Here is an 18,776-nt window from a genome sequence, read left to right as displayed (position 1 = left end):
AGGCACTGCTCCCTCTCCTTTTGTGGGAGAGGGAGGGAGCGCCGAAGGCGCGGAAGGGTGAGGGGGACGCTTCCCCCAAAGCCCTAGATCGCCTCCACCCCCAGCACTTCGATCGCCTCGGCCTTGCCGCCGAAATCGACCCGCTCGCCTTCCTCCGCGCCCAGCAGCGCGTGGGCGAGCGGTGCCTGGAACGCGAGCCGGTCGGCGCTCGGATCGGCCTCGTCATGGCCGACGATTTCGATCACCCGCTCGCGCCCGTTCAGCCGGATCCGCACCCGCGCGCCGATCCCCGCCACACCGTCCTCGATCGGCGGTGCGACCTGCGCGGTGGCGGCGCGGGTGTTCCAGTAGCGGAGTTCGCGCTTCAGCACCTCCCTGGCCTCGGCATCGCCCTCGGCCTCGATCGCGGCTTCCAGCGCCGCGACCTTGGCCGCGATCAGCGCTGGCCCCGCCGCGGTGACGAGGTTCGGCCCCGCCGGCAGCGGCAGCTCGAACTTCGGTTCCTTATGTTCCTCGTCGCTCTCGCGGCGGAAGGCGACACTCATCGTTGGGGCAGATCCTCGAGCGTGGATGATACCTTCCAAAGATCGATCGCGCCTTCGGTTGCATGCGCATCGATTTCGGCCAGCTCCTCGGCCGAGAAATCGAGATTCTTCACGGCATCCAGCGAATCGTCGAGCTGCTGCACCGTCCGCGCGCCGACCAGCGCCGAGGTGACGCGGGGATCGCGCAGCACCCAGGCGATCGCCATCTGCGCCAGCGTCTGCCCGCGCTTCTCGGCGATCCCGTTGAGCGCGCGGATGCGGGCGATGTTCTCGTCGGAAAGCAGCGCGGTGTTGAGCGAACCGCCCTTGGCCGCGCGCGCATCCTCCGGCACGCCGTTCAGATATTTGCGCGTCAGCATCCCCTGCGCGAGCGGCGAGAAGGCGATGCAGCCGGTGCCGAGATCTTCCAGCGTGTCGAGCAGGCTCTCCTCGATCCAGCGGTTGAGCATCGAATAGCTCGGCTGGTGGATCAGCAGCGGCACCTTGTATTCGGCCAGGATCGCCGCCGCCTTGCGGGTCAGCTCGGGCGAATAGCTGGAGATGCCCACGTACAGCGCCTTGCCCTGGCGGTGGATCTGGGCGAGCGCGCCCATCGTCTCCTCCAGCGGCGTCTTCGGGTCGACGCGGTGCGAGTAGAAGATGTCGACATAGTCGAGCCCCATCCGCTTGAGGCTCTGGTCGCACGAGGCGATCAGATACTTCTTGCTGCCGCCGACGTCGCCATAGGGTCCAGGCCACATGTCCCAGCCAGCCTTGGACGAGATGATCAGCTCGTCGCGGTGGCCGGCGAAGTCGGTCGCCAGCACGCGGCCGAAATTTTCCTCGGCCGAGCCGTACGGCGGCCCGTAATTGTTCGCGAGATCGAAATGCGTCACGCCGCGGTCGAACGCCCGGCGCAGCATCGCGCGGGCATTTTCGAACACGTCGGTGCCGCCGAAATTCTGCCACAGCCCCAGGCTGATCGCCGGCAGGTCGAGCCCGCTCCGCCCACAGCGGCGATAGGGCATGCGGCCGTCATAACGATCGGCATCGGCATGCCAGGGCTGGGGATAGGCCATCGTGTCTCTCCATCGGGAATGCTTGGTCGAACGCGCCTATACGCAGGCCGGGTCCGCCACGAAACACCCCCTCGTCCCGAACAATGGCAAGCCGCCCCCAAGGACAGCTATCTTGTCGTCCCCGCGCCTGCCGGGTAACGCGGGCGGCCATGCAGTATCACAGCACCCGCGGCGCCGCGCCCACGCTGGGCTTTCGCGACGTCACCCTCACCGGTCTCGCCAGCGACGGCGGCCTTTATATTCCGACCGAATGGCCGCGCTTCTCGGCCGAGGACATCGCCGCGATGCGCGGGCTCTCCTATGTCGAGACCGCCGTCCGCGTGATGCTGCCCTTCGTGACGCCGGATCTGAGCGAGGACGAGCTCCGCCAGCTCTGCACCCAGGCCTATGGCCGCTTCTCGCACGCGGCGGTGGTGCCGCTGGTCCAGATCGACCAGCAGCACTGGCTGCTCGAGCTGTTCCACGGCCCCACCCTCGCCTTCAAGGATGTGGCGCTCCAGCTGCTCGGCCTGTTCTTCGAGAAGTTCCTGGCAGGTACCAACCAGCACCTGACGATCGTCGGCGCCACCTCGGGCGATACCGGCAGCGCCGCGATCGACGCAGTGGCCGGCCGCATCGGCGTCGACATCTTCATGCTGCACCCGCAGGGCCGCGTCTCCGACGTCCAGCGCCGGCAGATGACCACGGTGCTCGCCCCCAACGTCCACAACATCGCGATTGACGGCAGCTTCGACGATGCCCAGGCGCTGGTGAAGGCGATGTTCAACGATCGCGATTTCTCCGGCCGCTTCCAGTTGAGCGCCGTCAATTCGATCAACTGGGCCCGGCTGATGGCGCAGGTGGTCTATTATTTCTACGCCGCCGTCCGCCTCGGCGCGCCCGAGCGGCCGGTCGCCTTCTCGGTCCCCACCGGCAATTTCGGCGACGTGTTCGCCGGCTATGTCGCCGCACGGATGGGGCTGCCGGTGGCCAAGCTGGTGGTGGCGACCAACGTCAACGACATCCTGCATCGCGCGCTTTCGGCCGGCGACTATTCGGCAGGCACCGTCACGCCCACCGCCGCGCCCTCGATGGACATCCAGGTCAGCTCGAACTTCGAGCGGCTGCTCGCCGACCTCGCCGGCGCACCGATCGCCGATCAGATGCGCGGCTTCGAATCGACCCGCGCGATGCAGCTCACCAATACCCAGCGCGAAGGCGCATCCAAGCTGTTCACCAGCGACGCGATCGACGCCGACGGGATGAACGAAGCGATGCGCTGGGCCTGTGCCGAAGCGGCGCAGGTGATCGACCCGCACACCGCGATCGGCCTCGCCGCCGCCCAGCGCGCCGGCCTGGCCCCGGACGTGCCAGTGGTCACCCTCGCCACCGCCCATCCCGCCAAGTTCCGCGACGCGGTCGAGCGCGCCACCGGCATGCGCCCGCTGGTGCCGAGCCGCATCGGCGACCTGTTCGAGCGCCAGGAGCGCTACGATACCCTCCCCGCCGACTTCAACGCGATCACCGGCTATATCGCCGAGCGCGCGCAGCCCCGGCCGTGAAGCTCGTCACCCTCACCGGCGAACCCTGGGGCGACTATGGGCTGATCGATTCCGGCCACGGCCGCAAGCTGGAGCGCTACGGCGCCTATCGCTTCATCCGCCCCGAGCCGCAGGCGATGTGGGCGCCGGCCTCGGCCGAGTGGGACGCGCATGCCGAATTCGTCCCCGGCTCCGACGAGGATGGCGGCGGCCGCTGGGAGTATCTCAAGCCCACCCCGCGCGAGGGCTGGCCGCTGGCGTGGCGCGAGGTGCGCTTCACCGCCCAGACCACGCCGTTCCGCCATCTCGGCTTCTTCCCGGACATGGCGCCGGTATGGGACTGGATGCGCGGCCGCATCGCCGGGATGGACGCGCCCGAGTGCATGAACCTGTTCGGCTATACCGGCGTCGGCTCGCTGGCGCTGGCGGCGGCGGGCGCGAAGGTAACGCATGTCGACGCCTCGAAAAAGTCGGTCATGGAAGGCAAGGCCAATGCCGAGCTTTCGGGCATGGCCGACAAACCGATCCGCTGGATGATCGACGACGCGATGAAATTCACCGCGCGCGAGGTGCGGCGCGGTCGGCGCTATGACGGCATCATCCTCGATCCGCCGAAATGGGGCCGCGGGCCGAACGGCGAGGTATGGAAGCTGGAAGAAGGCCTGCCCGGCCTGATCGATGACGTGGCCAGGCTCCTCGATGCCGAGTCGCGCTTCCTGTTCCTGACGGTCTATGCGGTGCGGATGTCGGCGCTGGCGATCGGCGAGCTGGTCCGCCAGGCGATGGCGGACAAGGGCGGCACGGTCGAAGCGGGCGAGTTGACGGTGCGCGAGGAAGCACGCGGGCTGGAGCTGCCTACGGCGATTTTTGCGCGGTGGAGTAGGTAGCACTTCGAAGCGAATAAGCCGCGTACCGAGAACAAGCCGCCTTTCCGCTTTCGCCCAGTTGCGGACATTGTCGTCCGTCAGCACGAAGACCATAATGCGAATATGACGGCGAACGAAAAGCGCTTGCTCCTGGCCCTTGCTTGGATGTGCGAACAATATATCGGCAGCGGAGAGCAAGCTGGGCTCGACCACGAGTGTATGGGCGCGGGCGAAGATGCCGTCGAGTTGCTCGTCGAATACGGCTTGGTCTTTCCGTCCGGACGCGGCGGCACGTGGACAGACACCGGCAGAGCTCTGCTCGCTGAAGGCTAACGCTGTCGTTCCGGAAATGCCCCAATGGTGTCCATTCAATCCAGCGGGTTCTCGTCGGCGGCGCGGAAGCGTATCCCCATTTCGTCGAAGTGCTGTTCGCTGGCGAAGCCACGACCTAGATCGTAGAGATACAACGTGACGGGGCACCGCTGCCCGTTTGCCCACGCAATCGCTTCCTGAACTGAAACAGCTTCCAGCGCATCGTAGTCCACCACTAGCAGGGGATCACTTTCCGGAGCCTGGTCGGCGTCAGGACAGCTGTTATCGTGCTCGACCGCTTCCACGATCGCATTGACCTCGCGCCAACGATAAGGGCGCGTGCGCTTGTCTATCACGTTCCAGAGCATGAAAGCGTTGTAGCGGCACCCTAACCATTCGCAACGACCGCTTCCCACCAACTCCGGGCATTCGCGGCAATCATCGCCCGCACCGTCGAACGCCGCAGCCGCCGCCGGCCTCCCGGCACAAGCCGGGATCCATTGTGGTCAGCGGCGCGGTCTCTGCCCCGGAGCACAGGCGAATGGATTCTCGCCTTTGCGGGAAGGTCGAACGGTAGCGAGGTAAAGAAAAGCCGCCAGCCCTCAGCCGGCGAGCACGCCCAGCCGCACCAGCTCGGCGCGGAACGGCTCGGCGCCGGTGAACACCACGCCGTGGATGCCCTGCGCCCGCGCCGCTTCCACATTCACCGCCAGATCGTCGACGAACACCGCGTCCGGCCCGGCCAACCCGAATCGCTCCAGCGCCAGCGCGTAGATGGCGGGATCGGGCTTGGTGAGCTTCTCGTCGCCCGAGACGACGATGTCCTGGAAGCGGCCGAACAGCCACTCGACCTGCGGCATCCAGGCCCGCCAGAACTCGCCGGAGAAGTTGGTGATGCCGAACAGCGGCACGCCTGCCGAATCGAGTTCCTCGATCAGCGCGACCATGTCCGGAAAGGCGGGCCCCAGCTGCTCGGCAAAGCGCGGCCCCCAGAGCGCGATCTTGTCGGCATGCTCCGGGTACAGCGCGCTCAGCTCCGCCGAGGTCTCGGCGAAGGGGCGGCCAGCGTCATGCTGGAAATGCCATTCCTTGGTGACGACCTGCGACAGAAACGCGTCGAGCGCCTGCTCGGTGTCGAACAGGCGCTCGTACAAACGCCGCGGTTCCCAAGGGAAAAGAACGTTGCCGACGTCGAAGATGACGGCGTGCGGCGCAGTCCCCACCTGTGGGCTCAGCCCTGACGTGCCTTGAAACGCTTCTGCGTCTTGTTGATCACGTAGATCCGGCCACGGCGGCGGATCACGCGGTTGTCGCGGTGCCGCCCCTTGAGCGACTTCAATGAATTGACGATCTTCATGACCGATTCGCTTCTCAAATTATCTGGAATGCCGGAAAGAGCGGCTCGCCTATAAGCGCGGGGGCGGGAAGTCAAGGCCGGGCGTGCCCCCCATGCAGCCGATATGCAGCCGAACGCCGTCCCCGAACGTTCCACCGCCGATGGGCAACGCAAATCCGCTCGACCCGGCCCGTGCCGGCAGGATACATCCATTGCACCCACGAAACAGGAGTGCGTGTTCGTGAATCCGTATCTGCGTCTTGCCCTGCTCGCCACCCTGCCCGCGCTCGCCGCCGGCTGCACCTCCACCGGCGGCCGTCCGCCGATCGACGTCACCCGCTATCACCTGAACGAGCCGTTCGAGCGGACCACCGTGACCATCATGCCGATGTCCGGCGCGATGGACGTGACCCCCGAGTTCCGCGCCTATGCCGATGCGGTGCAGGCGGAGCTGGGCAAGCAGGGCTATGTTCCCGCCACCAGCGACCGGCCGGCAGGCTATATCGCCTCGGTCTCGTTCACCCGCGCCTCGCGCGGCGTCATCCGCGAACCGTCGCCGGTGTCGATCGGCCTGGGCGGCGGCAGCTTCGGCGGCGGCCGGGGCGGCGGGGTCGGCCTGGGCGGCGGCTTTTCCTTCGGCCTCGGCAAGCGCAAGCAGAACGAGATTCTCGTCTCGCAGCTCTGGGTGCAGCTCCGCCGCCGCGCCGGCGAGAGCGTGATCTGGGAAGGCCGCGCCGAGACCACCGGCGTCGGCATCAAGGACAATCAGCCCGCCGCCACCGCGCAGCGACTCGCCGCCGCGCTGTTCAAGGACTTTCCCGGCGAGTCCGGGATCACTACGACGGTCAAATGAGCATCCAGATCAGCGCCGCGTTCGACAGCGGCAACATTCGCGTCGTCGCCATCGAAGGCGACCGAGTCGACTGCGAGATCGTCCTCGATCACGAGTCGGAATTCTTCCAGTGGTTCCACTTCCGCGTCGCCGGCGCGAAGGGCCGGACGCTGACCTTCCGCATCCTCAATGCGGGCAGTTCGGCCTATCCGTTCGGCTGGCCGGGCTACAAGGCGCGCTGGTCGGCGGACCGCGAATCGTGGCGGATGACCGACACCGACTATGCCGGCGGCGTCCTCAGCTTCACCCACCATTTCCAGACGGACCTCACCTGGTTCGCCTATTTCGCGCCCTATTCGATGGAGCGGCACCACGATCTCGTCAGCCGCATCGCGCTTGCCGAGGGCGTGACGCACCGCCAGCTGGGTGAGACGCTGGACGGCCAGCCGATCGATTGCCTCACCGTGGGCGAGGGGCCGAAGCAGGTATGGCTCTACGCCCGCCAGCATCCCGGCGAGAGCATGGCCGAATGGTGGATGGAAGGCGCGCTCGAGTTCCTCACCGACGAGGACAATGCGGTGGCGAGCACGCTGCGGGAGAAAGCAACCTTCCACTGCGTGCCGAACATGAACCCGGACGGCTCGCGCCGCGGCCATCTGCGTACCAACGCGGCGGGGGTGAACCTCAACCGCGAATGGCACACGCCGACGCCCGAGCGCAGCCCGGAAGTGCTCGCCGTTCGCAATGCGATGGATGAAACCGGCGTCACCTTCGCGATGGACGTCCACGGCGACGAGGCGATCCCGGCCAACTTCCTCGCCGGCTTCGAAGGCATCCCGAGCTGGACCGATGAACTGGGCGAGAAGTTCTACGAATTCGGTCGCCGGCTCGCCGCGCACACGCCGGATTTCCAGACCGAACTCGGCTATGACAAGGCGCCCCCGGGCCGGGCCAACCTCGCCATGTCGACCAACCAGCTCGCCGAGCGGTTCGGCGCGGTGTCGATGACGCTGGAGATGCCGTTCAAGGACCATGACGCGAACGCCGACCCGGAATTCGGCTGGTCGCCGATCCGCAGCAAGCTGCTCGCCCATGCCTGCCTCGAAACGCTGGCCGGCATGATCGACACGCTGTGATCGCGATCCGGGAAGGCGGGCTGGACGATGGGCGGGTGCAGGCGCTGTTGCGCCTGCACGCCGCGGGTATGCTCGCCAACTCGCCCGAGGAAAGCTGCCATTTCCTCGACCTTTCGGGCCTCCAGGCGGCGGACGTCACCTTCTGGAGCGCCTGGGCCGGTGTGGAACTGCTCGGCATGGGCGCGCTCAAGCAGCTCGATGCGGGGCACGGCGAGATAAAGTCGATGCGCACTGCGCCCGCCCATCTCGGCAAGGGCGTGGGCGCAGCGATGCTGGAGCATATCCTGTCCGTCGCCCGAACGCGGGAGCTGACGCGGCTGAGCCTGGAAACCGGCGCCGCGCCAGCGTTCGAACCTGCGATCCGGCTCTACACGCGCTACGGCTTCGTCCCCTGCCCACCCTTCGGCGACTATCGCGAGGACCCGCACAGCCGGTTTTTGACGCTGGCGCTGTAGGAAAGGCGAACACCGATCTTCCTGGCAGCGCGCCGGCATGGCAAGCTGGCACCGTGTTGCTCCGCCCGCTGTCCGCCCTGCTGGCGCTCGCCGCCGCGCCGCTGCTCGCCGCTCTCGAGAAGGAGGTTGTCCGCGAGCAGCGCAGCGTCAGGATCGGCGGGACCGAGGAAGTCTGGCGCCTGGTCTGGCGCGGCCCGCCGCGCGACGCCACAAGCTGCGGGCCGAAAGTCCCGAGCATGGCGATGACCTGCCCATGCAGCGGCGCTGCCTATGCCCAGTCGGCGATCTCGTCCTGGAACGGCAGCGCCCGGGCACGCCGCGGGAGCGCTTGCCATTGACGCCGCTTTTTGCAGGTTCGGACATGCTGTTCAACGAGAAGGGAGCGGTCGCGATGCTGCAGCGCTGGCCCACCCGGTTAGACGACATGGGCGACGAGACCCCGGCGGCCACGATCCGCGGCCGCGCCCCGGCGCCGGTCCTGCGCCTGCAAGACTATAATCATGATGGCATCGCCGGCGAATTCCTGTTGCAGATCGACACGCTTCCGTGCGGCAAGCACTTGATGGTCGCGATCGGCACCACGCGCGATCATCCTCGGCTGCATGCTCTCACCAGTGCCGAACATTCCGAGCGACCGCTGAAGCTCTACAGCTGGCAGTGGGAGGCACTGGCACGGAACCCCCCGCCCGGCGAGGTGATGGACTGGCCCTGCGACGATCACGGCGCTGCCGAAGAGACCACCGTGCGGCTACGCGCGGAACACGGCCGCCTCCACGCCACCGCCCTAACCAAGGCCTGCCCCAGCCAGGTCTCCGCGCCGAGTCGTCGCCCCTTCGTCAAAAAACTAGTGAAACGCGAGGCGCTGTGATCGACGACGCGCACCTCCGGACGCACAGCGCCATCTTCAGCAAGGACAAGCGTGCCATGACGCTCGATGAACTCGGTCCTCGCCTTTGTATTCTCGGGCCGTCCAACAGCGGCAAGTCAACGCTCGCCGTGGCCATCGCCAATGCGCGCGGGCTGGAGGCAATCCACCTCGATCAACTCCACCACCTGCCCGATAGTGATTGGGTCCCTCGCCCGGCCGTCGATTTCGCAGCACTCCACGACGCGACGATCCTGGGAGAAAGCTGGGTAATCGAGGGCAATTATACCCGCCTGCTGCCGCAACGCCTGGCGCGGGCGACCGGATTGCTGCTGCTGGACGTGCCGACGTCGGTCAGCCTCTATCGCTATGTCCGACGCTGCTGGTTCGAACGCCAACGACATGGTGCGCTGGCCGGGGGGCGGGACAGCGTGAAATGGGCGATGCTTCACCACATCCTGTTCGCCACCCCCGCCAATCGGGTGCGCTATCGGCGGATATTCGGGGACAGCCAGCTCCCCAAGGCCCTGCTCGCCTCGCCGGAAGCCATCTCGGACTTCTACCGCCAGAACGGCCTTAGCCGATAAGCCTAGTATCGCGCCGCCGCCCGTGCCGCCCTTCACGCGAACAGCGACAGCGCCCCGCTCTCCAGCGCTTCCGGGATCGACAGCCGCTCGCCGGCTTCGTGCGCATGGGTGGTGGGGTCCGGCACGAGATTCCACGGCGTCACCACCGCGTCGCACCAGGCGGTGAACAGGCCCGAAGACCAGGCCCGCAGGCTCTCTTCCGCTTCCGGCAGCATGCCCATCGCAGTCGGTTCGTGTTGCATCGTCATCGCACCCGCTCCCTGTCCAGCGTTGTCGATCCGGCCCTCTCCCGAGTCCCGTTCTTCATACCCCAAAAACGACGGGAATGCACGCTACTGCAATCGTTTAGCCTGCGCCCATTCCCGCTGCGAACGCGATTCGCAGCGCCTCGGACAGGCTCTTCGCGCCCAGCTTCGCCATCACGTTCGCGCGGTGCACCTCCACCGTTCGCGCCGAGATGCCAAGGTCATAGGCGATGGTCTTGTTCGGATAGCCCTGCGCCAGTCCGTCCAGCACCTCGCGCTCGCGCACGGTCAGCGCGCCGAGCAGCGTTTCTGCATCCGCCGCCCGCGCCTTCACGTCCTCGGCCGCCTCCAGCCGCTCGAAGCCGCGGTTGATCGCGTCGATCAAGGCGCGGCTCTCCATCGGCTTTTCGAGAAAGTCGACCGCGCCGGCCTTCATCGCCTTCACCGCCAGCGAGACGTCGCCGTGCCCGGTCAGCACGATCACCGGCAGCGCAATGCCGCGCGCGTGCAGTTCCTGCTGCACCTCCAGCCCGTCCATCTCCGGCATGCGCACGTCGAGCAGCACGCAGCCCGGCTCGACATGCCGCGCTTCCTTGAGGAACGCGACGCCCGACGGCCAGGTCTGCACCGCGAAGCCGGAGGTCTTGAGCATGAAGCTGGCGGAGCGGCGGACGCCGTCCTCGTCGTCGACGATATGGACGAGGCGCTTGTCGTTCACGGGGTATTCCCTTCTTCTACATGGACGAGGGTAAAGTGGAAGCAGCTGCCGCCGCCGACGCGCGGCTCCAGCCAGATGCGACCGCCATTCGCCTCCACGATGGTGCGGCAGATCGAAAGGCCGAGGCCCATCCCGTCCGCCTTGGTGCTGTGAAATGCGCGGAACAGATCCTCCGCCACCTCCGGCGCGACACCGGGCCCGCTATCCGCAACCGTCACCCGCACGAAGCCGGGCGACTCGACGCGGCTCAACACGGTAAGCCGGCGCTCCGGCGATGCCGCCATCGCCTCGATGGCGTTGCGCATCAGGTTGATCAGCACCTGCTGGATCTGGATGCGATCGACCAGCACGGGGCCCGCGATCGGATCGAACAGGAACTCGGCGACCACGCCCTTTTCCCGTGCGCCGATCAGCGCGAGCTTGCACGCCTCGTCGACCAGGTCGGGAATGTGCTCGACGCTCTTCTCGACCTCGCCGCGCGCGACGAATTCGCGCAGGCGGCGCACGATGGTGCCCGCGCGCAGGGCCTCCTGCGCGGTATCCGCCAGCGCCTCGCGGATGATCGGCCGATCTGCCGGATCGTCGGAATCGATCAGGTTGGAGACGCCCTGCACATAGTTCACCACCGCCGTGATCGGCTGGTTGAGTTCGTGCGCGAGGGTCGAGGCCATGGTGCCCATTGCGCTCACCCGCGCGGCATGGATCAGGCCGGAACGCAGCTCCTCGATCCGCTGCTCGGCACGCTGCTTGTCGCTCAGGTCGCGGATGAAGCCGGTGAACACGCGCTCGCCCTCGGTGATCGCCTCACCCACCGACAGCTCGATCGGGAAGGTCGAGCCGTCGCGCCGCCTGGCGGTTACGGTGCGGCCGGTGCCGATGATCCGGCGCTCGCCGGTTTCCAGATAGCGGCGGAGATAGCCGTCATGCTGCTGGCCGTCGCCCGTCGGCATGAGCAGGCTGATGTTGGCGCCGACTACCTCGTCCTCGGCATAGCCGAACATCCGCTCGGCGGCGGCGCTGAACGAGAGGATGTTGCCGCGCTCGTCGATGATCACCATCGCGTCGAGCACCGTCGCCAGGATCGAGCGGAGATGGTTGGCGGCGGCGGTCGCCTGGCGCTCGCTCGCGCGCTGTTCGGTGATGTCGCGGATCACCTTGCCATAGCCGCGCAGCCGACCATCAGGGTCGCGCAGCGGCGTGATCAGCACCTGGGCGAGGAACTCGCTGCCATCCTTGCGGAGACGCCAATCCTCCTCCTCGAACTTGCCGTCGCGCAAGGCCGCCGCGAGATCGGCGCACGGCTTGCCGGCGGCAATGGCCGAGGCCGGATAGAACAGCGCCATGTCGCGCCCGAGTACCTCTTCCTCATGCCAACCCTTCAGCCGGCGTGCGCCTTCGTTCCAGAAGGATACCCGGCCCTTCGGGTCGACGGTGTAAATCGCATAGCCGACCGCGCCGTCGATCAGCAGGTTGAGCTCGGCGGCGAGTTCGTCGGCACGATCGGCCCGCCTGCAGGCATCGGCTCGCTCGGCGCGCAGCCGGCGGCGCAGTGCACGGCTGTACGCGGCGAGCAGCAGGATCGCCGCCGCCCAGGCGAGCAGCACACCGACCAGCACATAGCGCTCGCCGCGCGAGACCAGGGGCGCGAGCGCCAGGCCGGAGCCGAGCAGCAGCAGCGTCGCCAGCGCCTCCGGAAGGCGCAGCCGCAGCCGATCGCCGAGCGTCGGGCGCACGGGGCTGTCGAACTGCGGCAACGGAAAGTTCATCGCGCCAGTGCGCCGAGCAACTCGAGCCGGCCGACGGGCTTCTTCACCACGCCGACGAAGCCGGCGGCGCGGGCTTCGTCGTCGAGTTCGGCATGGCTGCGGCCGATCAGGATCGCCCGCCCCTGCCAGCCGCGCCGGGCAAGCTGCCGCAGCAGGTGGATCGCATCGCCGTCCGACAGGTCGCGCGCGATCAGCAGGGTGCGGATCTGATCGAGCGTCGCCTCCGCCATCGCGGCCGCCGCGGAGGCAAAGGCGCGCACGTCCATGCCGCAGCCCTGCAGCAGCAATTGGAGCGCGCGCCGCGAATCGTCCTGCGAATCGACCAGCAGCACGCGTTCGCGCACCGCCCGGGCCGGCATGGGAACGCCCTCCTTCACGCGCGCACCAGGAATGGCGCATGAGGGCAGACAAGGCAGACGCTAAAACGCATGCAGCCAGAATATGGAGCCCTGCGCCCCGGCGGCATGCGGATTGGTACGTATTGGCGCGCGGCTCAGCGCGAGTAGCGCTCCTCGGCCCAGGGATCGCCGCGCAGGTGATAGCCGTTCACTTCCCAGAAGCCGGGCCGGTCGCGGCCGATCACCTCGATGCGCGAGATCCACTTCGCGCTCTTCCAGAAATAGAGGTGCGGCACCACCAGCCGCGCCGGGCCGCCATGGTCGCGGTGGAGCGGCTTGCCTTCCCAGCGATGCGCGATCAGCGCGTCGGGCGCGGCGAAATCGGCGAGGAGCAGGTTGGTGGTATAGCCGTCATGGCCGTGCAGCATCACCGCCGCCGCTTCCTCGCGCGGCTCGACCATCTCGAGCAGCCGTGCCGTCGCCACCCCCGCCCAGCGATTGTCGTAGCGCGACCAGCTGGTGACGCAGTGGATGTCGCTCGTCCGCTCGTCGGTGGCCAGCGCCTCGAAGCCTGCCCAGTCGAGCGTCAGCGGCCGGGCGACCATGCCGTCGATGGTCAGCCGCCATCGCTCGGGCCGCACCTCGGGCTGGCGGCCGAGATCGAGCACCGGCCAGTTGGTCACCAGATGCTGCCCCGGCGGCAGCCGCTCCGCCTCGGGGCGGGAGGTCCGCCCGGTGAGAAACTTGCCCGACTCGGCCCAGGCGCGCTTGGAGCGGGTGAGCTTGCTGTCCTCGTCCATCGGCTGCTCCCTCGTCAGGCCGGCGTCCGCTCGCCAGCGATGGTCGGCAATAGCTCGGAGACGGTCGGGTGGATATGCACGGCGTGGGACAGGTCCGTAGCCGTCCCCTGCTTGACCATCAGGTCGAGCACGCCGTGGATCGCCTCGTCGCCGCTGGTGCCGAGGATCGCGCCGCCCAGGATGCGTCCGCTATCGGCGTCGCTCACCAGCTTCATGAAACCGAGCGTCTCGTCCTTCTCCACCGCGCGGCCGACCCGCGTCATCGGGCGCCGGCCGACCTCGATGCGGTGACCGGCCTTCTTCGCCTCCGCCTCGCCCATGCCGACACGGCCGAGCGGCGGATCGATGTAGAGCGCATAGGCGGGGATGCGGTCGGTCACCTTGCGGTCGGCGCCGTCGAGCAAATTGCCCGCAACGATCTCGAAGTCGTTATAGGCCGTGTGGGTAAAGGCGCCGCGCCCGTTGCAGTCGCCCATCGCCCAGATGCCCTCGACATTGGTACGCAGCGCATCGTCGACCTGGACATAGCCGCGCGCATCGGTCGCCACCCCCGCGGCCTCGAGCCCGAGATCGTCGGTATTGGGCGTGCGCCCCACCGCGAGCAGCGCATGGCTGCCGAGCACTTCGGGGCTGCCCTCGTGGCAGTCGACGCCGACCAGCACGTCCTCGCCTTGGCGCGCGAAGCGGATGCACTCGGCGCCGGTGCGGATCGCGATGCCTTCCGCTTCGAGGATGTCGCGCACCGCGTCCGAGATTTCGGGATCCTCGCGGCCGATCAGCGTGGGCCCCTTCTCGACGATCGTCACTTCGGCGCCGAAGCGGCGGAACATCTGGCCGAACTCAAGGCCGATATAGCTGCCGCCCACCACCACCAGGTGGCGCGGCACGGCATCCAGCTTCAGGATCGTGCTGTTGGTGAGGAAGGGTACGTCATTCACGCCGGGCATGTCCGGCACCAGCGCCCGGCCGCCGACATTGAGGAAGATGCGGTCGGCTTCCAGCACTTCGTCGCCGACACGGATCCGGCGCGGCGATTCGAACCGTGCCTGGCCAAAGAACAAGCTGCAGTGCGCCATGCCGTCGATCCACTGGCGCAGCGACGCGCGCGAATCGGCGGAGATCTTGTCGGCCCGCGCCCGCACCCTTGCGAAATCGATGCTTACGTCGCCGCCGATCGTCACACCGAAATCGGCGGCACGGCGGGCCATGTGCGCGGCGTACGCGCTGGCGACCCAGGTCTTGGTCGGCTTGCAGCCGGTGTTGACGCAGGTGCCGCCGAGCAGGTGCCGCTCGACCAGCGCCACCGACATGCCGGCGTCGCTCAGCCGCCCGGCAAGCGGGGTGCCCGCCTGGCCGGCACCGATGACGATCGCGTCGAACTTCCGGCTCACAGCGATGCCGCCGCAAACGCCGCCACGCCGATCGCCGCGAGATCCTCGACCAGCGCGGCAGGAAGATCGGTGCCGAAGGCGCGGCAGAGCCCCATCCGCGCCGCATAGCCGCCGAAGGTGCCGATCACCGCGCCGAGCACGCCGGCCGCGATGCACAACGGCAGCGAACTCGCCGCCAGCCCGATCGCCGCGCCGCACAGCGCGCCCGAGAGCAGCCTTCCGATGAAGCCCGGCGGCGACTTGCGGCTGGGCGTGGTCGGCAGCTTGTCCGCGACATATTCCCCGATCGCGAGCAGCGTGAAGATCCACGGCGTGCCCCACCAGCCCATCCAGCCGAGCCAGGTGCCTTCCAGCGGCAGCCAGCCGGCAGTGGCGGCCCAGGATATCGCCATGGGCGCGGTCATGGTGCGCATGCCGGCGACGATGCCGATCAGCAGCGCGAGGACGAGGGGCGGCATCGACAGGTCTCCCATAAGGACTGCCATACCAGCGCCTTTTCGACACGATGCGCAACTGGACTTGGGTATGGTCCCGCCGCCAACGAAACGAACGCCAACGGGTTGCAACCCGCCACCGATTGACCGATCAGGCGGACCAACCAAGCCCATCAGGAGAACCGGCCATGAAGACCCGCGCCGCCGTCGCCTTCGAAGCGAAGAAGCCGCTGGAGATCGTCGAACTCGATCTGGAAGGTCCCAAGCCCGGCGAAGTGCTGGTCGAGATCATGGCCACCGGCCTTTGCCACACCGATGCCTACACGCTGGACGGACTCGATTCGGAGGGCCTGTTCCCGTCGGTGCTCGGCCATGAAGGCGCCGGCATCGTCCGCGAGGTGGGCGCCGGCGTCACCAGCGTGAAGCCCGGCGACCATGTGATCCCGCTCTACACGCCCGAATGCCGCCAGTGTAAGTCGTGCCTATCGGGCAAGACCAACCTGTGCACCGCGATCCGCGCCACCCAGGGCAAAGGGCTGATGCCCGACGGCACCACGCGCTTCAGCTACAAGGGCCAGCCGATCTTCCATTACATGGGCTGCTCGACCTTCTCGAACTTCACCGTGCTGCCCGAGATCGCGGTGGCGAAGATCCGCGAGGACGCGCCCTTCCAGACCAGCTGCTATATCGGCTGCGGCGTCACCACCGGCGTCGGCGCGGTGGTCAACACCGCCAAGGTCCAGGTGGGCGAGACCGTCGTGGTGTTCGGCCTGGGCGGCATCGGCCTCAACGTTATCCAGGGCGCACGGCTGGCCGGTGCGGGCCAGATCATCGGCATCGACGTCAACCCGGACCGCGAGGAATGGGGCCGCAAGTTCGGCATGACCCACTTTCTCAACACCAAGGGCATGTCGCGCGAACAGGTCGTCGCCAAGGTCGTCGAGCTGACCGATGGCGGCGCCGACTACAGCTTCGACGCCACCGGCAATACCGAAGTGATGCGCACCGCGCTCGAATGCTGCCATCGCGGCTGGGGCGAATCGATCATCATCGGCGTGGCCGAAGCGGGCAAGGAGATCGCCACGCGCCCGTTCCAGCTGGTCACCGGCCGCGTCTGGAAGGGCACCGCGTTCGGCGGCGCCAAGGGCCGGACCGACGTGCCGAAGATCGTCGACTGGTACATGAACGGCAAGATCGCGATCGACCCGATGATCACCCACATCCTGACGCTGGAAGAGATCAACAAGGGCTTCGAGCTGATGCATGCGGGCGAGAGCATCCGCAGCGTCGTCGTCTACTAAGGAGCGCAGGCCATGTTCACCCATGTGATGCTCGGCGCGGACGATATGGACGCCGCCAAGACCTTCTACGACGCCGCTCTGGGCGCCCTCGGCATTCCCGAAGGCGTGGTCGACGAGCGCGGCCGCCTGATCTACGCGCACGACGGCGGCCGCCTGCTGATCACCCGACCGATCAACGGCGAGCCGGCAAGCTGCGCCAATGGCGGCACGATCGGCTTCCACGCCAAGAGCCCGGAGATGGCCGATGCCTGGCATGCCGCGGGCCTCGCGCATGGCGGCACCGCGATCGAGGATCCGCCCGGCGTCCGCGAGGCGACCGGCGGTCGCAGGCTCTACCTCGCCTATCTGCGCGATCCCTCCGGGAACAAGCTCTGCGCCGTCCACCCGGTCCGCGCCTGATGGAAACGCTGTCGACCAACAAGGCGTTCGGCGGGGTGCAGGGCGTATACCGCCACGCCTCCGCCGCGACGGGCACGCCGATGACCTTCTCGGTCTATGTCCCGCCGCATGACGAGGGCGCGAAGCTGCCGGTGCTCTGGTATCTCTCCGGGCTCACCTGCACCCACGCCAACGTCACCGAGAAGGGCGAGTATCGCCGCGCCTGTGCCGAGGCTGGCGTGATCTTCGTGGCGCCGGACACCTCCCCGCGCGGCGAGGGCGTGATCGACGTGCCGGCGTACGACTTCGGCCAGGGCGCCGGCTTCTATGTCGATGCGACCCAGGAACCCTGGTCGCAGCATTTCCACATGCGGAGCTATGTCGAGGACGAATTGCCCGCGTTGCTCGCCGAGCACTTCCCGATGGCCGACATGGCCCGGCAGGGGATCACCGGCCACTCGATGGGCGGGCACGGTGCCCTGACCATCGCCCTGCGCAACCCCGAGCGGTTCCGCAGCGTCTCCGCCTTCGCGCCGATCGTCGCGCCGTCGCAGGTTCCCTGGGGGCAGAAGGCGCTGGGCGGCTATCTCGGCGACAACCCGGCGGCATGGCGCACACACGATGCGGTCGCCCTGATCGAGGACGGCGCCCGCCTGCCCGACCTGCTGGTCGATCAGGGCGATGCCGACGCCTTCCTCGCCGAACAGCTGCGCCCGCAGCTGCTGGCGGATGCCTGCGCGGCCGCGGACATCCCGCTGACGCTGCGGCTGCAGCCGGGCTATGACCACAGCTATTATTTCGTCTCGACCTTCCTTGCGGAACATGTTGCCTGGCATGCCGCGCGGCTGAAAGCGTGATATAGGACCAGTACACCGGCGGAGCGCGGGGCTTCGCCGGCCCATTTGGGGGAGTTTTCCGGCGTGAAGTTGAAGTCGCTGTTCGCCGTCGCCGCCGCGCCGCTGGCGCTGCTGTTCAGCCCGCTGGCCTGGGGCCAGGCCGCCCCGGCCGCTGCGCCCGCCGTGCAGAGCCGCCCGGCCGATCCGGCACTGTGGGTCGTCAAGGATGCCGACACCACCATCTATCTGTTCGGCACCGTGCATGTGCTGAAGCCCGGCCTCAGCTGGTTCGATTCGGCGGTGAAGACGGCCTTCGACAAGAGCGACACGCTGGTGCTCGAATTGATCGAGCCGGACCCCGCCGCGATGCAGGGGCTGCTGGTGAAGACGGCGCTGGCACCGCCGGGCTCCAAGCCGATCGCCGAACAGCTGCCCGCCGACAAGCGCGACGCCTATCTGAAGGCGATGGCAGATATCGGCGCGCCGCCCGCGGCGTTCGATGCGCTGCAGCCCTGGGTGGCAGGCATCACGCTCAGCGTCGCCGGGCTGCCCAAGCTCGGCTATGACCCCGCCAGCGGCGCGGAGAAGGTGCTGACCAGCGCTGCGAAGGATGCCGGCAAGCCGGTGATCGGGCTGGAGACCGCGGAACAGCAGCTCGGCTATTTCTCGAGCATGTCGCCGGAGCTCCAGCTCGCCTTTCTCGGCTCGGCAGTGGAGGATTATCCCAAGCTCGGCACCGAGCTCGGGCGGATGATCGACCAATGGGCCGCGGGCGATCCCGAAGCGCTGGGCGCAACGATGAACGAAGGCATGCGCGACACCCCCGAACTCGCGAAGATCCTCCTGACCGATCGCAATGCGCGCTGGGCGAAATGGATCGAGGCACGGCTCCAAAAGCCGGGAACGGTGTTCTTGGCAGTGGGCGCCGGCCATCTGGCAGGTGCCGACAGTGTCCAGGCGTTCCTCGCCAGGGATCAGGTGAAGGCGGAGCGCATCCGCTACTGATCGCGTTCGGCGGGGCACGCTTTTCTTCGGTGCGGCGCCCCGCCGCATCCCC

At 67.7% G+C, this 18,776-nt stretch carries 24 protein-coding genes; 12 read left to right on the top strand and 12 right to left on the bottom strand.

The window, feature by feature from the left end; all coding sequences use genetic code 11:
- Positions 1 to 83 precede the first annotated feature (83 nt).
- A complete protein-coding gene (locus SPI01S_RS15025) occupies positions 84 to 545 on the bottom strand; it encodes a GreA/GreB family elongation factor (protein WP_066724172.1) in 462 nt (153 codons plus the stop codon).
- Complete coding sequence (mgrA, locus tag SPI01S_RS15020) at positions 542 to 1,603, bottom strand: L-glyceraldehyde 3-phosphate reductase (protein WP_066724170.1); 1,062 nt, start codon at positions 1,601 to 1,603, stop codon at positions 542 to 544. Before mgrA ends, SPI01S_RS15025 begins: the two co-directional genes overlap by 4 nt.
- A gap of 149 nt (positions 1,604 to 1,752) precedes the next feature.
- Here mgrA and thrC point away from each other — a divergent pair, with 149 nt between their 5' ends.
- Positions 1,753 to 3,144 (top strand): threonine synthase, encoded by a 1,392-nt coding sequence (gene thrC / locus SPI01S_RS15015; RefSeq protein WP_066724168.1) that lies wholly within the window; start codon positions 1,753 to 1,755, stop codon positions 3,142 to 3,144.
- A complete protein-coding gene (locus SPI01S_RS15010) occupies positions 3,141 to 4,010 on the top strand; it encodes a class I SAM-dependent methyltransferase (RefSeq protein ID WP_066724166.1) in 870 nt (289 codons plus the stop codon). Before thrC ends, SPI01S_RS15010 begins: the two co-directional genes overlap by 4 nt.
- A 347-nt stretch (positions 4,011 to 4,357) precedes the next feature.
- Here the strand turns inward: SPI01S_RS15010 and SPI01S_RS15000 are convergent, their stop codons facing one another.
- The 3 genes from SPI01S_RS15000 to ykgO form a co-directional block, all read right to left on the bottom strand.
- A complete protein-coding gene (locus SPI01S_RS15000) occupies positions 4,358 to 4,669 on the bottom strand; it encodes a hypothetical protein (protein ID WP_066724161.1) in 312 nt (103 codons plus the stop codon).
- A gap of 234 nt (positions 4,670 to 4,903) precedes the next feature.
- Positions 4,904 to 5,524, bottom strand: coding sequence for an HAD family hydrolase (locus tag SPI01S_RS14995; protein WP_066724159.1), 621 nt, complete (start codon positions 5,522 to 5,524; stop codon positions 4,904 to 4,906).
- Positions 5,525 to 5,532: 8 nt separating this feature from the next.
- Complete coding sequence (ykgO, locus tag SPI01S_RS14990; protein WP_010543750.1) at positions 5,533 to 5,658, bottom strand: type B 50S ribosomal protein L36; 126 nt, start codon at positions 5,656 to 5,658, stop codon at positions 5,533 to 5,535.
- Positions 5,659 to 5,872: 214 nt separating this feature from the next.
- Between ykgO and SPI01S_RS14985 the strand changes: the two genes are divergently transcribed.
- From SPI01S_RS14985 to SPI01S_RS14960, 6 genes are read left to right on the top strand one after another with little or no spacing between them, the layout of a single operon-like run.
- Positions 5,873 to 6,490, top strand: a complete 618-nt coding sequence (locus SPI01S_RS14985; RefSeq protein WP_066724157.1) for a DUF4136 domain-containing protein — start codon at positions 5,873 to 5,875, stop codon at positions 6,488 to 6,490.
- Complete coding sequence (locus SPI01S_RS14980; protein WP_066724148.1) at positions 6,487 to 7,605, top strand: M14 family metallopeptidase; 1,119 nt, start codon at positions 6,487 to 6,489, stop codon at positions 7,603 to 7,605. Before SPI01S_RS14985 ends, SPI01S_RS14980 begins: the two co-directional genes overlap by 4 nt.
- Positions 7,602 to 8,060 carry a GNAT family N-acetyltransferase gene (locus SPI01S_RS14975; RefSeq protein WP_066724144.1) on the top strand — a complete coding sequence of 153 codons (459 nt, stop codon included), beginning with the start codon at positions 7,602 to 7,604 and terminating at the stop codon, positions 8,058 to 8,060. Before SPI01S_RS14980 ends, SPI01S_RS14975 begins: the two co-directional genes overlap by 4 nt.
- A 53-nt stretch (positions 8,061 to 8,113) precedes the next feature.
- On the top strand, positions 8,114 to 8,398 hold the full coding sequence (locus SPI01S_RS14970; RefSeq protein ID WP_157084729.1) for a hypothetical protein: 285 nt from the start codon (positions 8,114 to 8,116) through the stop codon (positions 8,396 to 8,398).
- 23 nt (positions 8,399 to 8,421) lie between these two features.
- Complete coding sequence (locus tag SPI01S_RS14965) at positions 8,422 to 8,928, top strand: hypothetical protein (protein WP_066724136.1); 507 nt, start codon at positions 8,422 to 8,424, stop codon at positions 8,926 to 8,928.
- Between the two features lie 56 nt (positions 8,929 to 8,984).
- Complete coding sequence (locus SPI01S_RS14960) at positions 8,985 to 9,512, top strand: P-loop NTPase family protein (protein WP_066724258.1); 528 nt, start codon at positions 8,985 to 8,987, stop codon at positions 9,510 to 9,512.
- Between the two features lie 32 nt (positions 9,513 to 9,544).
- On the opposite strand, the gene SPI01S_RS14955 is transcribed toward SPI01S_RS14960, so the two are convergent.
- From SPI01S_RS14955 to SPI01S_RS14925, 7 genes are all read right to left on the bottom strand, one after another.
- Complete coding sequence (locus SPI01S_RS14955) at positions 9,545 to 9,760, bottom strand: hypothetical protein (protein WP_066724133.1); 216 nt, start codon at positions 9,758 to 9,760, stop codon at positions 9,545 to 9,547.
- Between the two features lie 97 nt (positions 9,761 to 9,857).
- Positions 9,858 to 10,475, bottom strand: a complete 618-nt coding sequence (locus SPI01S_RS14950) for a response regulator transcription factor (RefSeq protein ID WP_066724131.1) — start codon at positions 10,473 to 10,475, stop codon at positions 9,858 to 9,860.
- Positions 10,472 to 12,241: a PAS domain-containing sensor histidine kinase gene (locus SPI01S_RS14945; protein ID WP_066724128.1), complete on the bottom strand. Its 1,770-nt coding sequence runs from the start codon at positions 12,239 to 12,241 to the stop codon at positions 10,472 to 10,474. The genes SPI01S_RS14950 and SPI01S_RS14945 overlap by 4 nt, the downstream gene beginning before the upstream one ends.
- Positions 12,238 to 12,600, bottom strand: a complete 363-nt coding sequence (locus SPI01S_RS14940) for a response regulator (protein ID WP_066724126.1) — start codon at positions 12,598 to 12,600, stop codon at positions 12,238 to 12,240. Before SPI01S_RS14940 ends, SPI01S_RS14945 begins: the two co-directional genes overlap by 4 nt.
- A 134-nt stretch (positions 12,601 to 12,734) precedes the next feature.
- Positions 12,735 to 13,379, bottom strand: a complete 645-nt coding sequence (locus SPI01S_RS14935) for a sulfite oxidase-like oxidoreductase (RefSeq protein WP_066724123.1) — start codon at positions 13,377 to 13,379, stop codon at positions 12,735 to 12,737.
- A gap of 14 nt (positions 13,380 to 13,393) precedes the next feature.
- Complete coding sequence (locus tag SPI01S_RS14930) at positions 13,394 to 14,770, bottom strand: FAD-containing oxidoreductase (protein ID WP_066724121.1); 1,377 nt, start codon at positions 14,768 to 14,770, stop codon at positions 13,394 to 13,396.
- The gene (locus tag SPI01S_RS14925) at positions 14,767 to 15,255 is read right to left on the bottom strand and encodes a DUF4126 domain-containing protein (protein ID WP_084253498.1); all 489 of its coding nucleotides are present in this window, start codon (positions 15,253 to 15,255) and stop codon (positions 14,767 to 14,769) included. Before SPI01S_RS14925 ends, SPI01S_RS14930 begins: the two co-directional genes overlap by 4 nt.
- A gap of 137 nt (positions 15,256 to 15,392) precedes the next feature.
- Between SPI01S_RS14925 and SPI01S_RS14920 the strand changes: the two genes are divergently transcribed.
- The 4 genes from SPI01S_RS14920 to SPI01S_RS14905 all read left to right on the top strand — a co-directional run bounded on the left by SPI01S_RS14920 (position 15,393) and on the right by SPI01S_RS14905 (position 18,724).
- Positions 15,393 to 16,505, top strand: coding sequence for an S-(hydroxymethyl)glutathione dehydrogenase/class III alcohol dehydrogenase (locus SPI01S_RS14920; protein WP_066724118.1), 1,113 nt, complete (start codon positions 15,393 to 15,395; stop codon positions 16,503 to 16,505).
- Between the two features lie 12 nt (positions 16,506 to 16,517).
- Positions 16,518 to 16,904, top strand: a complete 387-nt coding sequence (locus SPI01S_RS14915) for a VOC family protein (protein ID WP_066724116.1) — start codon at positions 16,518 to 16,520, stop codon at positions 16,902 to 16,904.
- Complete coding sequence (gene fghA / locus SPI01S_RS14910; protein ID WP_066724114.1) at positions 16,904 to 17,740, top strand: S-formylglutathione hydrolase; 837 nt, start codon at positions 16,904 to 16,906, stop codon at positions 17,738 to 17,740. Before SPI01S_RS14915 ends, fghA begins: the two co-directional genes overlap by 1 nt.
- 63 nt (positions 17,741 to 17,803) lie before the next feature.
- Positions 17,804 to 18,724, top strand: coding sequence for a TraB/GumN family protein (locus SPI01S_RS14905; protein WP_066724105.1), 921 nt, complete (start codon positions 17,804 to 17,806; stop codon positions 18,722 to 18,724).
- The last annotated feature ends 52 nt before the right edge of the window (positions 18,725 to 18,776 follow it).

The sequence above is a fragment of the Sphingomonas pituitosa NBRC 102491 genome (assembly GCF_001598435.1).
Lineage (GTDB): Bacteria > Pseudomonadota > Alphaproteobacteria > Sphingomonadales > Sphingomonadaceae > Sphingomonas > Sphingomonas pituitosa.
The sequence above is the reverse complement of the archived record's forward strand: the minus strand, read 5'-3'. Positions and strand labels throughout refer to the sequence as shown.